The sequence below is a fragment of the Paraburkholderia diazotrophica genome, from assembly GCF_038900755.1.
Taxonomy (GTDB): domain Bacteria; phylum Pseudomonadota; class Gammaproteobacteria; order Burkholderiales; family Burkholderiaceae; genus Paraburkholderia; species Paraburkholderia diazotrophica_A.
Genome location: NZ_JBBPEN010000001.1, coordinates 1,086,522 through 1,099,398, shown reverse-complemented (window position 1 = coordinate 1,099,398; position 12,877 = coordinate 1,086,522). Strand labels below are relative to the sequence as shown.

The following is a 12,877-nucleotide window of genomic DNA, read 5'->3' as shown; positions in this document are numbered from 1 at the left end:
ACCTCGACTCTGACCGCACAACCCACGCTCGTTCAAAGTTAAACCGGAGTTTGCCGCAAACGGACCGGGAGCATAATCTTCAACTAATGGCGCTTGGCATGGGAAGGGAGTATGCGCTGCGCAAACTGCGGATTCGAAAACCTCACCGGGGCGCAATTCTGCGAAGCGTGCGGCGCCATGCTGTCGCGCACATGTCCGCGCTGCAGCCATGAGGCGAGTCCTTCGGCCAGATTCTGCAATGCATGCGGCGCCCCGCTGACCGATGCATCCGCAGCGTCTGTGCCGCATCCGCAGTCTGTCTCGTCGCCGTCCCCGGCGCCTATCCATTACACGCCGCACCACCTCGCCGAACGCATCCTGGCCGAACAGGCGGCGATGGATGCGCGCGGCGAAACCGCCGGCGAGCGCAAGACCGTCACCGCGCTGTTCGCGGACATGGCCGGCTCCACCGCCTTGATCCACGACCTGGACCCGGAGGAGGCCCATCGCCTCATCGACCCTGTCGTCGCGCTGATGATGGAAGCCGTTCACTACTACGAAGGCTATGTAGCGAAGTCACTCGGTGACGGCATCCTTGCGCTGTTCGGCGCGCCGATCGCCCATGAGGACCATCCGCAGCGCGCGCTCTTCGCGGCGCTGCGGATGCAGGCAGCGATGCGCCGCCACGCGGACCGCATCCGTCTGGAGAAAGGCATTCCGCTGCAGATCCGCGTCGGCGTCCACACGGGCGAAGTCGTCGTGCGTTCGATCCGCACCGACGATCTGCACACCGATTACGATCCCGTCGGTCATACGATCCACATCGCGTCTCGGATGGAGGGGATCGCCGCCCCCACGTCGATTCTGGTCAGCGAGTCCACCCACAAGCTGGCCGAAGGCTATTTCGAGTTCAAGTCGTTGGGGGCCACGCAGTTGAAGGGCATTCCCGCGCCGCTGTCGGTGTATGAAGTGCTCGGCCCCGGCGCGCTGCGCACGCGCCTGCAATTGGCAGCGCATCGCGGACTCGCTCGGTTCGTCGGCCGCGAAGTCGAAATGGACCACTTGAACAGGGCGCTGGAGATGACCCGACAGGGACGTGGACAGGTCGTCGGCGTGGTCGGTGAAGCAGGCGTCGGCAAGTCGCGGCTGTTTCATGAATTCAAGGAACGTTCGCGACACGGCTGTCTGGTACTCGAAACGTTCTCGGTATCGCACGGCAAGGCTTTCGCCAATTTGCCGCTGATCGAGCTTCTGAAGAACTATTTCCAGATCACCGGTCGGGACGACGAGCGCCGATGTCGCGAAAAGATGATGGGCAAGGCGCTCATACTCCAACGCAGCTTCGAAAGTCTCGTGCCTTACCTGCTTTTTCTGCTGGGCATCGGCGAACCCGGTTCGGCACTGGATGAGATGGACCCGAAAATCCGGCGAGACCGAACCTTCGACGCGATCACGCAACTCCTCGCTCGCGAGAGCCAGGACCAACCGGTCGAACTGCTGTTCGAAGACCTGCAATGGCTGGACAGCGAGACGGAAGGCTTCCTCGCCTACCTGATCGAACGCGTGCCGAAAACGCGGATTCTGCTTCTCGTGAACTATCGGCCCGAGTACCGGCCAGGCTGGCAACACGAGAATCAGTACACGCGGCTACGGCTCGAACCGCTTGGTCCCGCCGAAGCACAGGGACTGCTCGCGGCGCTGCTCGGCGATGATCCGGGCCTCGTGCCGCTCAAGCAACTGATCCTGGAGAAGACCGAGGGCAATCCGTTCTTCATGGAGGAAGTGGTCCAGACGCTCGCGGAGGAAAAATCGCTGCTCGGCGAGCCCGGCCGCTACCGGATCGAGCGACCGCCTGCGGCGTTGCATATACCGACCACAGTGGAAGGCGTGCTCGCGGGCCGTATCGACAGGCTGCCCGTCGCCGAGAAAGAACTGCTGCAGACGCTCGCCGTGATCGGCAAGGAATTTTCGTTCAGCCTGGTGCGGCTCATCTGCGGCGACCACATCGCGCGCGCGGACGACGATCTGCGCGAACTTCTCTCCCATCTGGAGGCCGCGGAGTTCATTTACGAGCGGCCCGCGTTTCCGGAAGTGGACTATTCGTTCAAGCACGCGCTCACGCAGGAAGTGGCCGGGCACTCGCTGCTCACCGAGCGGCGCAGCGCGCTTCACGAGCGAACCGCGCAGGCGATCGAAGCGCTCTTTCCCGCCAGCATTGCCGATTACAGCAGCGAACTGGCGCACCACTACAGCTTGAGCGGAAACCTGCCGAAGGCCGTCGAGTATCTGCATCGCGCCGCGCAACTGGCGCTGCGCCACGCATCGCATCTCGATGCGATACATCACCTGGAAGCGGCGCTGACGTTGCTCGAGCGTCTGCCCGACACGCCGGACCGCAGGCAAAGAGAACTGGCGCTACGGCTCTCGTTGGGGCCCGCGTTGATGTCCGCGCGGGGCTACGGCGCGCCCGAGGTTGCTGCCGCCTATACCCGCGCGCTGACGTTGTGCGAGCAGACAGGCGACGCGTCGCAGCGCTTCGCGGCGCAACTTGGCCTGAGAATCCATTTCATGACGCATGGAGAGTACGCGAAGGCGCGCGAAGTGGGTAAGGAGATGCTCGACGTGGCTCGGCATGCAAAGGACCCCGCCCTGCTCGTCGAGGCGCACGGCGCGCTCGGCGCATGCCAGTTCCTGCAAGGGGGCCTCGACGATGCACGCAACCATGCCGAACAGGCGCTCGCGATCTACGATCCGGAGCAGCATCAGACCCATGTGTTCGCGCACGGCGTGGACCCCGGCATCCGGGCGCTGAACTTCCTCGCGCTGACCTTGTGGCTTCAGGGATACCCCGATCAGGCCCGCAAGCGCTGCCAGGAGGCGCTCGCCCTCGCGCACAAGCTCGCCCACGGGCCGAATGTGGCCTTCGCACTCGCCTATGCGGCAGAGTTGCATCAGCTTCGGCGCGAATCGTCGCTGGCCCGCGAGCATGCCGAAGCCATCATCACGCTGTCGACGGAACAGGGGCTGCCCTACTGGCTCGCGTGGGGAACCATCTTCTGCGGATGGGTGCTGAGCGAGCGGGGAAACATCGACGAGGGGATCGCGCAGATGCGGCGAGGCCTCGACGCCGACCGCGCCGCCGGCGGCGAAGACCATCGCTCGTATTTTCTGGCGCTCCTCGCCGACAGCTACCGGCGCGCGGGTGACATCGCGAGCGGCCTCGGCGCACTCGAAGAGGCCATGGCGATCGTCGAAAAGTCGAACGAGCATTGGTACGAGGCGGAACTGTATCGGCTCAAGGGCCGCCTGCTGCTCGGGGGCGAGAACGACGATCGCGCATCGGCTCGCCGCGACGAAGCCGAGCACTGTTTTCGCAAGGCGCTCGACGTGTCTCATCGTCTGGGCGCGAAATCGCTCGAATTACGCGCCGCATCGAGCCTCGCCCGTCTGTGGCAAGACGAGGGCAAGGCGGCCGACGCGCGGCGGGTGTTGTCCCAGGTGTACGACGGCTTGTCGGAGGGCTTCGACACCGCCGACATGCAAGAGGCCAAGGCATTGCTCGATGCACTGGCGCCGGGCACCGGATGACGGTTCTTATCGTGCCGTAATCGGCCGATCCCGCCGGCTACTGACCGGTGCATCGGCGCAAGACTGGTTGGCGCACCATGCCGGATGCGCAATACGATTCGCAGCGATCGACGAGACAGAAAATGACGACGAAGAACACTGAACCTCGAACGGACGACGCGCGCAAGCCGGTCGCGCTGGCGTTGCAGGGCGGCGGGATGCACGGCGCGTATACGTGGGGCGTGCTCGACCGGCTGCTCGAAGACGACCGGCTGACGATCGAGGGTGTGAGCGCGACCAGCGCCGGCGCGATGAATGCCACGGTGCTTGCGTACGGGTTATCGAAAGGCGGCGCGGACGGCGCGCGCGAGGCGCTGCACGACTTCTGGCGCGCCGTCTCGCATTCCGCCGATCGCTACAACCCGCTGCGCTGGATGCCCTGGCTCAAAGGGACGCACAGCTTCGGGCTCGATCATTCGCCGCTCTATGCATTTGCCGACATGATGCTGCGGGTCTTCTCGCCGTATCAGTTCAATCCGAACAATCTCAATCCGCTGCGCGAGGTGCTCGAAAGCAAGGTCGACTTCGCCGCGTTGCGCAAGCACTGCCCGATTCGCCTCTTCCTGTGCGCGACCAACGTGGAGACGGGGAAAATCCGCCTCTTCACGGGCGACGACGTCTGCGTGGACGCCGTGCTCGCGTCCGCGTGCGTGCCGACGCTGTTCCAGGCCATCACAATCGACGGCGAGCACTACTGGGACGGCGGCTACATGGGCAACCCCGCCATCTACCCGCTGATTTACAACTGCAACACGCGCGACATCGTGATCGTCCACATCAATCCGCTCGTTCGCCGGGGCGTGCCGATGTCGGCCGCCGAGATCCTTAATCGCATCAACGAGATCAGCTTCAACTCGTCGCTGATGCGCGAAATGCGAGCGATCGCGTTCGTGACCGAGCTGATCCAGCAAGGCAAGATCGAGCGCGGCGAGATGAAGGAAATGCTGATCCATTCCATCCGATCCGACGACGCGATGTGCACGCTGAGCGTGTCGAGCAAGTACAACGCCGATTGGGATTTCCTGTGCGGGCTGCACGACAAGGGAAGGCACGAGGCGGACATGTGGCTCTTGCATCACTACCGGAACATCGGGCAACGATCGAGCATCGACATTCGCAGGGAGTTTCTTTGAGCATCGCTACGCGTTCGCCGCCCGACGGCGACGCCGCGCTGCGTGCCGCGCAACAAGAGCGCGTATCGGCACATCACGGGAATCGAACGGCATGACGCAGACGCACGCGCGCTTCATCGCATTGTGGTCACGCAGCGGCGGCACGCGTGCAGAGGCCGTTTGCGCCGACCTCGCGCAGCGCTACGCGGAACCAGCGCGTCGATACCACACGCTGCAGCATGTGCGCCGCTGCTTGCGCGATCTCGACCGGGCGCGCGACGAGATTCCGCATCCCGATCCCGTCGAGCTTGCTCTGTGGTGCCACGACGTGATCTACGCACCCGGCGCGCGGGACAACGAGCAACGCAGCGCAACGTGGTTCCGGCAATGGGCGGACGGCCGCATCGCGGCGAGCGAGCACATCTGCGACATGATTCTCGCGACGCGGCATATGAATGCACCGGCCGGACGGGACGAACGTTTCGCATGCGATATCGACCTTGCCGTGCTCGGCGCGCCGCGCAGTCTCTTTCGTCGGGACGGGGAACGCCTGCGTGCCGAGCGGCCGGACCTCGACGATCGCGCATACGACCTGCACGAACGAGCCCTCCTGGGCAGTTTGCTGGCGCGTCCGCGCATCTATCTCACGGACTTTTTTCACGCTCGCTGCGAAACGCGCGCGCGCAGCAATCTGACGTGGCGGCTAGAGCTGCCGATGCCGCGATGAAGCAGCACGCAGCATTTGCCGTCAACCAGCAAGGCACGCATCGCGCCTTGAAGCTTTCGGCTAGCGATAGCCGTGGTAGAGTCGAGCGACTTTCTTTATCGCGTAGCCTTATGTCGTTACGCATCGAACCCGGACCCGCCGATTCGGCACACCATCGGCAGGGCATCGAAAGCGCCACCGATACGCACGCCATGAACAAGCCGATTCCCGCAATCGTTCCAGCGCAAACCGCTCTGGTGGTCATGCACTATCAGACTGACATTCTGGCGTTGTTTCCATCCGTCGCGCCCGTTTTGCTCGCCAACACGCGCAAGCTGTGCGACGCCGCGCGGGCCAAAGGCGTCAGCGTCTATTTCGCCAGGATTCACTTTAGTCCAGGCTATCCGGAAGTCAGTCCGTTGAACAGGAACGGCCAGGGAATCAAGCAACTCGGTCTTTTCATCGATGACCAGATCGCGCCGGAACTCGGCCAGCAGGCTACCGAACCGCTGATCATCGCGCATCGTGCGAGCGTGTTCTTCGGCACCGATTTGCAAGCGCAGCTTTGCGCGCAAGGTATCGATACGCTGCTGATGGTCGGCATTGCGTCGACGGGTGTCGTGCTGTCTTCGGTTGCGTACGCGAGCGATGCGGACTTCCGCCTGTTCACGGTCAAGGATTGCTGCTACGACCCGGACCAGGTCGTGCACGAACATCTTTTTTCAACGGCGTTCGATTCGCGCACGACGGTGCTCTCGCTCGCCGATGCGTTGTCGTTGCTCGCCTAGCTGCATCACCCGGCTACCCATTTGGGTGGTGTGCGTCTCCACTTCTTCTGTCATTGTCAAACCGTCGTCACGACGCTGTCCGCATGGATAGCCGGGCAATCGATGACGCGACGCGCAAGCACGTCGCATCGCAACTGGCAGGAGACTTGAAATGGAAACCACATCTTCGAGCGGAAATCCTTTGATGGATTTCTCGGACAAACTGGCGGACATTGCCGGGCGAATCGGGCGAAGTGTCGTCGCAGTACACGGCCGGCATCGGATGCCGTCAAGTGGCGTAATCTGGCGACGTGGCGTCGTCGTCACGGCTGCGCACGCGATCAGGCGCGAGGACGGGATCAAAGTCACATTGTCCGATGGACGTACAGTCGCCGCAGTCCTCGCGGGTCTGGATGCGGGCACCGATCTCGGCGTGCTGAAACTGGACGGCGTGGACCTGGACCCGATCGAATCCGGCGATGCCCGCTCACTGAAGCCGGGTCATCTTGCGCTCGCCGTCGCGCGCGCGGACGAACCCGGCATCAGCGCCGATTTCGGCGTAATCGGCAGTACAGGTGGTGCCTGGCGCACGTGGAGAGGAGGACAGCTCGATGCGTTCGTCCGACTCGACGGCGGCCTGCGCCCGGGTTTCTCCGGCGCAGCCCTCGCGGATATGCGCGGGCAGGTCATGGGCATCTGCACGTCGGCACTGATGCGCGGCGCCGGCATCGTGATTCCCGGCATGACCGTGGAGCGCGTCGCCGATGAACTGCTGGCCAAGGGGCGCGTGTCACGGGGCTACCTTGGCGTCGGCACGCAGCAGGTCGGGCTGCTGGACGCGTGGGTCGACAAGATGAACCTGCCGTTCCGCGGCGGATTGCTGATCAATTCGCTGGCGCCGGGCGGTCCTGCGGAACAGGCGGGCGTGCTGATAGGCGATGTGCTGATCGAACTGGACGGCAAGCCTTGCCGCGACATGGACGACGTGCACGCCGCGCTGGGCTCGGCAAGCATCGGACAGCAGTTGCACATCGCGTTGATCCGGGGTGGCGAACGCCACGCGTGTTCTGTAACGGTGGGCGAGCGCCCTCAACGGAATGCTTGCAGGTGAGGTCCGGGAAGCGGCGAAATGTCGGATGGACAGAGAGTACACATGGCGCCCATGAAGGTCGCGGTGATTGCGGCATCGTCGCGGGTGCGCGCGAGCCTGCAAGCCCTTGTCGAGCCGAACCCGGCGCTTGAGTTCGTGGGTAGCGCGGCCGACGCTGAAACGCTCGTCGATTGCCTCGCCGGCTCGCTGCCCGATGTGATCGTGACCGACATCGAGCCGGAAGCGAGCGACGCGCTCAAGGCGTTATTCGAAATCGGGCACGCGCCACCGGCGCTCGTGCTGTTGAGCGACGACCCGGACGGTGACTGGATTCTCGATGTGCTGCCCGCCGATGCGTTGGCAATCCTGCCGCTCAACGCGATGCCAGCCGAAATCGTCATGTCGATCGAAGCCGTCGCCGCGGGCCTGTGCGTTCTGCCGCCCGACATCCTTGCAAAGCTGTTGAGCGGACGAAAGCCGTCTCATGAGGCGGCATCCGGCGAACCATTCGAAGCGTTGACGTTACGCGAGATCGAAGTACTGGCGATGCTCGCCGACGGACTCGGCAACAAGGAGATCGCGCGGCAACTCGACATCTCGGACAACACGGTGAAATTTCACGTCTCATCCATCTTCGGCAAACTCGGCGCGACCAACCGCACCGAAGCGGTGATGCTCGGCATGCGGCGCGGATTCATCATGGTGTAGAACCCACGGCGCTCAAGAGCCTGCGCCACTCGCGATCGCGTCAGCAGAGCGTAGCGAGGATCAGGTCTTACGCTTCTTCTCAGGATCTACTCGTTTTAACGTGCGCGGCCGGATCAGATTTCCAGATCGCCCTCCTTCTTTTCGATGCAGAAGCGAAAGGAAGCGTACGTCTGGCAGCAGAGCGTGGATCTGCCTCAATGCGAGCGCATTCAACCATAGCGCCCGTCACTGTCGTATCGCGTTCTTTTCAGCGATCCAATACGTTCGACAGTGAAACTGAAACAACGAGACACTCTTGCACCGACGTGAGCGAATGCCGGCCAACCTTCGCCGACCTCCGTCACACTTGCGGCACGATCCAATGCGTCGTAGGGCTGAAAAGAAAAGAAGCGCTGCTGATGTGGCGCATGAAGCCTGTAGCTGGCAGTGTCTGACGAGATTTCGAGCGAGAACTGGCGCGTCGGCCATTCGAACCGCGCGCGGCCGCCCCAACCCGTAAAAACGTGATCGACCCGCGACCGAGGCAACGGATAGGTCACCCCGAATTGCCACGCGGGTGGCGTCGGTACATGGCGCGAGCGCTCGCCGCCGTCCCCGGAAAGCAACAGGCCACTGGCAGGCGCACACACTGAGGTATCTGCGTCACGGATCAGGAACGGACGAATACCGATCGAAAACGGCATTGCCGTGCCCCTCCTGTTTTCGATCTCGATCTTCACGGTGAGCGTTGGACCGTCCAACTGATATTCCTGAATTGCACGATACGACTCACGCAAAGTACTCGCGGCACTCAGCTTTATGCTTCTCGCGTCTATTCGCTCGATTTGCCAGTCCTGCAAACCAACGACATCCGCTAAAGCACGCTCTTCCGCGCAATTCCGGATTGCCCCTCGCAGATCTTTCCCGAAGCTCGACTGACGTCGACGAATGCTCGGACTCTCCAATAGGGGAGAACACGCCAGGTGATTTTCCACGCCCGATGCCGCCATCGAAGGCCGCACGAACACAGGCGTCCATATACCGCGATCGTTCCAATCGAACCGCGAAATTCCTCCACCCATGCCTGGCAGAACTTCAAGCTGCAGATAAGCGTTTGCCAGCGTCGCACGACTAGCGAAATGCGTCGCTTTATTCGCATGTCCGATGACCGTCGACGTGATGTCCATGACGGCCGGACCGGTGGCGTCGATTTCGTGCGATCCCAACGTAGACATAGCCTTGTTCCTGTCGGTAGGTCACACTGTTTTGACAAGCGCTGTCTCGTCGGGAACACCTGTATCCGGTCGCCGGGTACCAGGCGGCGAATCGGGTTTCGTGCCCAGACCCGTGCCACCCGATTGCCGTCGTGCCGCATGGCGCTCGATGATTCGCTGCAGCACGCAGAAGACACATAACAACGCGCCGATCACGATGCGCGTCCACCATGAACTGAGCGTGCCGTCGAACGTGATCAGCGTCTGGATCGTGCCGAGTATGCCGACGCCGAACAACGATCCGATCAAATAGCCGACGCCGCCAGTCAACAACGTCCCGCCGATCACCGTGGCCGCGATCGCGTCAAGTTCCATGCCCTGAGCCTGGAGCCCGTATCCGGACAGCACGTAAAGGGTGAATACGACCCCGCCCAGCGCTGAACACAGCCCGCTGAGCGCATAGACACCCACTTTCGTGCGCGCGACGGGCAGCCCCATCAACAGCGCCGACCGCTCATTGCCTCCGACCGCATAGACATTCCTGCCAAAGCGCGTGAAGTGCGCGATGTAGACAGACAATGCGAGCATGGCGATCGCGATCAGCGCACCCGCATTGAGTGACCCGCCGCCAATGGGGACACTCAGGCTCGCGATCGCATGAAAGGTCGGTTCGTTGATCGTGATCGACTGCGTCGTAATGAGGAAGCACGCACCGCGTGCGAGAAACATGCCGGCGAGTGTCACGATGAACGGCTGTAGCCTGAAGAAGTGGATCAGCGCGCCCATCGCCGCGCCGTACAGCGCGCCGAAGACCAGCACGAGCGGCACGATCACCCAGATCGGCCAGTGCAGCCGTTCGGCGGCTACCGCGCAGAGCACCGTCGTCAATGCAACGACCGCACCGACGGACAGATCGATACCGCCCGACAGGATCACGAACGTCATGCCGATCGCGACGATCAGCACAAACGCATTGTCGACGAACAGCCCTGTCAACACCTGCATCGAGAAGAAGCCGGTGTACATGACCGAGCCGAATCCGAACAGCGCGGCAAACAGCAGGATCGTCACGGCGATGGGCAACGTACGGGGGTCGGCCAGGCGGCCAATGAGCTTGTTCATGACGTCGTCGATCCTGTGGCAGCGCCCGGCTGCGTGGCGGGGAGGACTCGCCTGATCTGTCTGACCAGCAACCCGCGCGTTGCTTCCGACTGGATCATGCTCACCACGATCACGACGACGGCTTTGACGACCAGTGTCGCTTCCGGCGGCACGCCGATCGAGTACGTCGTGTAGGTCAGCGTCTGGATGATGAGTGCGCCGAGCACCGTGCCAGCGAGGCTGAAGCGGCCACCGAGCAGCGATGTGCCACCAAGCGTCACCGCGAGGATCGCGTCGAGCTCGAGCAGCAAGCCCGCGTTGTTGCCATCCGCGCTGCGCACGTTCGAACTCGCGATGATTCCCGCAATCGCCGCCATCGCGCCGCAAAACACATAGACGCTGAATACGACGGCGCCCGAGCGCAATCCGACGAGACGGGTCGCGACGGGGTTCACGCCGATCGAGCGGATGAAGAGACCGAGTGCCGTGCGATGGATGAGCAGCGTCGTCGCGGCAGTCACGGCTATCGCGATCCACACTGAACAGGGCACCGTCGCGAGATAGCCGTCGCCGAGTTTCAGGTAGCCCGGCGCGCCGATAGGAATGATCTGCCCGCCTGTCAGCAACTGCGCGACGCCGCGCCCCGCGACCATCAGGATGAGCGTCGCAATGATCGGCTGCATGCCGACGAACGCGACGAGTACGCCGTTCCAGACGCCCGCGAGCACGCCGACCCCGAGCGCCGCAAGCAGTGCGCCGCCGACGCGCGAAGAGTCCTCCTGCAGAACGATCGCGGCCGCCGCGCCCGCAATCGCAACGATGGCGCCGACCGAAATATCGATGCCGCGTGTCGCGATGACGAGCGTCATGCCGAGTGACACGATCACGAGCGGCGCCGCGCGGTTCAGGATGTCGATTGGCGCGCCGAAAAGATGACCGTCGAGCAGCGTGATCGAAAGGAAGCTGGGCCGATGCGCGAGATCGAGCGCGAACAGCAGCACGAGCGTCAGCGCAGGCCAGATCAGCTGATGGTGAAGCCATGTCCTGATGCGATTCATGACTGCCCTCCTGCGATGAGTCGATACACCTGGTCTTCCGACACGCCTTCGCCGGAAATCTCCGCGACCTTGCGCCGGTCGCGCAGCACGGCAATCCGGTGACTCACGCGCACGACCTCGCTGACTTCCGACGAAATGAAAAGAATCGCGAGACCCTTCGCGCACAGCGAAAGCACGCGATCCATAATGTCGAACTTCGCCGCGACGTCGATGCCGCGCGTGGGTTCATCGAGGATCAGCAGCCTGGGTTCGGTGGCGAGCCATCGGGCAAGCAACACCTTCTGCTGGTTGCCGCCCGATAGCAGGCCGATGGGTTGCTCCGCATCGCGCGCCTTGATGTCGAGCCGTGCGATGTACTCATCCGCGATTTCGCGCTGGCGCGACGGCCTGATCATGCGCCACCAGCCGCGTCGTGCCTGGAGTGCGAGAACGATGTTCTCGCGAATCGACAGCGCGGCAACGACGCCCTCCTTCTTGCGATCCTCCGGGCAATACGCGATGCCATGGCGCACTGCCTGATGCGGCGACGTCAGCTTCACGTTCGCGCCATTCACCTGCGTCGTGCCCGTGTCGGCGCGCTCGGCGCCGAACACGAGCCGCGCAGTCTCGGTTCGTCCCGAGCCGAGCAGTCCCGCAAGGCCCACTATCTCCCCTGGCCATACTTCGAGATCGACGGGATTCATCAGCCCGCGCCGGCCTACGCCGCTCATCGACAGGAGCGGCTCGGTGCGATCGTCCTCGCGCACCGCTTCCGACGCGCCTTCCTTGAGCCGCTCGCTCATCCGTTCACGGCCCGTCATCTTCGCGACCAGCACTTCGACGGGCAAGTCACTGGCCAGATACTCGCCCTCGCGCTCGCCGTTGCGCATCACGGTGATGCGATCGGAGACGGCATAGGTCTGCTCGAGAAAGTGCGTGACGAACAGTATCGCCATCCCCGATGCCTTGAGTCGCCGCAAGACCGCAAACAGTCGCGTGACCTCGCCGTCGTCGAGGCTCGATGTCGGCTCATCGAGGATCAGCACGCGCGCGTCGACCGAGACCGCTCGCGCGATCGCGACCATCTGCTGCACGGCGATCGGATAGGCATCGAGCGAGCGCGTGACGTCGATGGAAAGATCCAGGTCGGCAAGTACCTTGCGGGCGCGCGCATGGATGGTCTTCCAGTCGATCGCGCCGCGCTTCATCGGCTGCCGGCCGACGAAAATGTTCTCCGCTACCGACAGGTTCGGGCACAGGTTCACTTCCTGATAGATCGTCTGGATTCCCGCCGCTTCCGCGTCGAGCGGAGCCGCGAAGCGCACGGTCTGCCCGCCCAGCCGGATCTCGCCTCGATCATGTCCGAGCACGCCCGTCAGCACGTTGATGAGCGTCGATTTGCCCGCGCCGTTCTGGCCCATCAGCGTATGGATCTCGCCGGGAAAGAGCCGGAAATTCACCTGCTGCAACGCCTTCACGCCCGGGAACGTCTTGTCGATGCCGGACATTTCGAGGATGGGTGTTGGGTTCATGGCCATACGTACCTGAAAAGCGCCC

At 63.2% G+C, this 12,877-nt stretch carries 10 protein-coding genes; 6 read left to right on the top strand and 4 right to left on the bottom strand.

Going from position 1 to position 12,877, the window contains the following annotated elements:
- Positions 1–111: 111 nt before the first annotated feature.
- From AABE10_RS05105 to AABE10_RS05080, 6 genes are all read left to right on the top strand, one after another.
- Positions 112–3,567, top strand: a complete 3,456-nt coding sequence (locus AABE10_RS05105) for an adenylate/guanylate cyclase domain-containing protein (protein ID WP_342932169.1) — start codon at positions 112–114, stop codon at positions 3,565–3,567.
- Positions 3,568–3,689: 122 nt separating this feature from the next.
- The gene (locus tag AABE10_RS05100) at positions 3,690–4,739 is read left to right on the top strand and encodes a patatin-like phospholipase family protein (RefSeq protein ID WP_342932168.1); all 1,050 of its coding nucleotides are present in this window, start codon (positions 3,690–3,692) and stop codon (positions 4,737–4,739) included.
- Positions 4,740–4,830: 91 nt separating this feature from the next.
- On the top strand, positions 4,831–5,445 hold the full coding sequence (locus tag AABE10_RS05095) for a hypothetical protein (RefSeq protein ID WP_342932167.1): 615 nt from the start codon (positions 4,831–4,833) through the stop codon (positions 5,443–5,445).
- 191 nt (positions 5,446–5,636) lie between these two features.
- On the top strand, positions 5,637–6,212 hold the full coding sequence (locus tag AABE10_RS05090; RefSeq protein WP_342932166.1) for an isochorismatase family cysteine hydrolase: 576 nt from the start codon (positions 5,637–5,639) through the stop codon (positions 6,210–6,212).
- Between the two features lie 184 nt (positions 6,213–6,396).
- On the top strand, positions 6,397–7,302 hold the full coding sequence (locus AABE10_RS05085; RefSeq protein WP_342932267.1) for a S1C family serine protease: 906 nt from the start codon (positions 6,397–6,399) through the stop codon (positions 7,300–7,302).
- 18 nt (positions 7,303–7,320) lie between these two features.
- On the top strand, positions 7,321–7,989 hold the full coding sequence (locus tag AABE10_RS05080) for a response regulator transcription factor (protein WP_342932165.1): 669 nt from the start codon (positions 7,321–7,323) through the stop codon (positions 7,987–7,989).
- Between the two features lie 209 nt (positions 7,990–8,198).
- Here the strand turns inward: AABE10_RS05080 and AABE10_RS05075 are convergent, their stop codons facing one another.
- From AABE10_RS05075 to AABE10_RS05060, 4 genes are read right to left on the bottom strand one after another with little or no spacing between them, the layout of a single operon-like run.
- Positions 8,199–9,203, bottom strand: coding sequence for an aldose epimerase (locus tag AABE10_RS05075; protein WP_342932164.1), 1,005 nt, complete (start codon positions 9,201–9,203; stop codon positions 8,199–8,201).
- Between the two features lie 21 nt (positions 9,204–9,224).
- The gene (gene yjfF / locus AABE10_RS05070; RefSeq protein ID WP_342932163.1) at positions 9,225–10,304 is read right to left on the bottom strand and encodes a galactofuranose ABC transporter, permease protein YjfF; all 1,080 of its coding nucleotides are present in this window, start codon (positions 10,302–10,304) and stop codon (positions 9,225–9,227) included.
- A complete protein-coding gene (locus tag AABE10_RS05065; RefSeq protein ID WP_342932162.1) occupies positions 10,301–11,341 on the bottom strand; it encodes an ABC transporter permease in 1,041 nt (346 codons plus the stop codon). Before AABE10_RS05065 ends, yjfF begins: the two co-directional genes overlap by 4 nt.
- Positions 11,338–12,852 (bottom strand): sugar ABC transporter ATP-binding protein, encoded by a 1,515-nt coding sequence (locus tag AABE10_RS05060; RefSeq protein WP_342932161.1) that lies wholly within the window; start codon positions 12,850–12,852, stop codon positions 11,338–11,340. The genes AABE10_RS05065 and AABE10_RS05060 overlap by 4 nt, the downstream gene beginning before the upstream one ends.
- Positions 12,853–12,877: the final 25 nt, after the last annotated feature.

Coding starts and splice junctions, on each gene's coding strand:
- AABE10_RS05105 (WP_342932169.1), top strand. CDS start 112: ATGCGCTGCGCAAACTGCGGATTCGAAAACCTCACCGGGGCGCAATTC.
- AABE10_RS05100 (WP_342932168.1), top strand. CDS start 3,690: ATGACGACGAAGAACACTGAACCTCGAACGGACGACGCGCGCAAGCCG.
- AABE10_RS05095 (WP_342932167.1), top strand. CDS start 4,831: ATGACGCAGACGCACGCGCGCTTCATCGCATTGTGGTCACGCAGCGGC.
- AABE10_RS05090 (WP_342932166.1), top strand. CDS start 5,637: ATGAACAAGCCGATTCCCGCAATCGTTCCAGCGCAAACCGCTCTGGTG.
- AABE10_RS05085 (WP_342932267.1), top strand. CDS start 6,397: ATGGATTTCTCGGACAAACTGGCGGACATTGCCGGGCGAATCGGGCGA.
- AABE10_RS05080 (WP_342932165.1), top strand. CDS start 7,321: ATGTCGGATGGACAGAGAGTACACATGGCGCCCATGAAGGTCGCGGTG.
- AABE10_RS05075 (WP_342932164.1), bottom strand. CDS start 9,203: ATGTCTACGTTGGGATCGCACGAAATCGACGCCACCGGTCCGGCCGTC.
- yjfF (WP_342932163.1), bottom strand. CDS start 10,304: ATGAACAAGCTCATTGGCCGCCTGGCCGACCCCCGTACGTTGCCCATC.
- AABE10_RS05065 (WP_342932162.1), bottom strand. CDS start 11,341: ATGAATCGCATCAGGACATGGCTTCACCATCAGCTGATCTGGCCTGCG.
- AABE10_RS05060 (WP_342932161.1), bottom strand. CDS start 12,852: ATGAACCCAACACCCATCCTCGAAATGTCCGGCATCGACAAGACGTTC.